The organism is Formivibrio sp. oc-25 (assembly GCF_055810895.1).
Genome location: NZ_JBVVOL010000088.1, coordinates 1 through 1,248 on the forward strand (window position 1 = coordinate 1; position 1,248 = coordinate 1,248).

Consider the following 1,248-nt stretch of genomic DNA (forward strand, 5'->3'; position numbering starts at 1 on the left):
CAGAATGGCGATGCCTTGCTCGAAATCGGTACTCCAGGGCGAGCCGTAATTGAGCCGGATGCAATGCCGGTACTGACAGCTGGCCGAAAAAATCGGCCCCGGCGCGATGCTGATTCCCTGCGCGGCAGCGTGCTGGTGCAGGACCAGCGTATCGAAACCTTCGGCAAACTCCACCCAGAGGAAATACCCGCCCTGCGGACGCGAGACCCGGATATCGGCGGGAAAGTGGCGGCGAATGGCTTCGTTCATGCTGCCCAGTTGTGATTCCAGCGCGTGCCGCAATTTGCGCAGGTGTTTGTCATAGCCGCCAGTTTGCAGGTAATCCGCCAGGGCCACTTGCGAAGGCATGCTGGCCGAGAGCGTGGTCATCAGTTTCAGCTGTTCGATTTCCTTGCCAAAGCGTCCGGGCGCGACCCAGCCGATGCGGTAGCCCGGCGCCAGGTTTTTGGAAAACGAACTGCAGTGCATCACCAGACCTTGCTGGTCATAGGCCTTGGCCGGCAGCGGCTGGCGATTGCCAAAGTAGAGTTCGCCATACACATCGTCCTCAATCAGCGGAATTTCATGCCTGGCCAGCAGCGCAACCAGCACCTGCTTGCGCGCATCGCTCATGGTGGCGCCCATCGGATTCTGGAAGTTGGTCATGAACCAGCAAGCCTTGACCGGATGCCGGGCGATGGCCTGTTCGAGCACATCGAGATCAATGCCATCCTTGGGATGCACCGGGATTTCCAGCGCTTTCATGTTCAGGCGTTCCAGCGCCTGGGCCGCGGCATAAAACCCGGGCGATTCGATGGCGATAAGATCACCCGGTTTGGCCACGGCGCTCAGGCACAGGTTCAGCGCTTCGATCGCGCCATTTGTGACGATAATCTGCTCCGGCGGTTGCGGCATGCCCATGCCCAGGTAGCGCAGCGCGATCTGCTGGCGCAGCGCCAGATTGCCCGGTGGCAGACTGGCCACGGTATCCCACGGATCGATAAAACGCGCCGATGCCGCCAAGGATTTGGCGAGCCGGGGCAGCGGGAACAGCTTGGGTGAAGGAAAGGCGGAACCCAGCGGCAGGATATTGCGATCCTGCACCGCGCCCAGCACGGAAAAAACCAGTTGGCTGATATCGACCGAGGTCGATAGCCGCGGGTCGTGCCGGGGTTCGGGTTCCAGCAAGGGCGTCTGCCCCGTGCCGGCCACGTAATAGCCGGAGCGTTCGCGCGCGCGCACCAGTCCCAGGTCCTCCAGCCGGTAATA

Annotated in this window: 1 protein-coding gene; it reads right to left on the bottom strand. The window is 61.6% G+C overall.

What is annotated here, in order from left to right; genetic code table 11:
- Positions 1-1,248 (bottom strand): aminotransferase-like domain-containing protein (locus AC0KVQ_RS16440; RefSeq protein ID WP_473422277.1); only part of this gene is annotated, 1,248 nt, incomplete at both ends.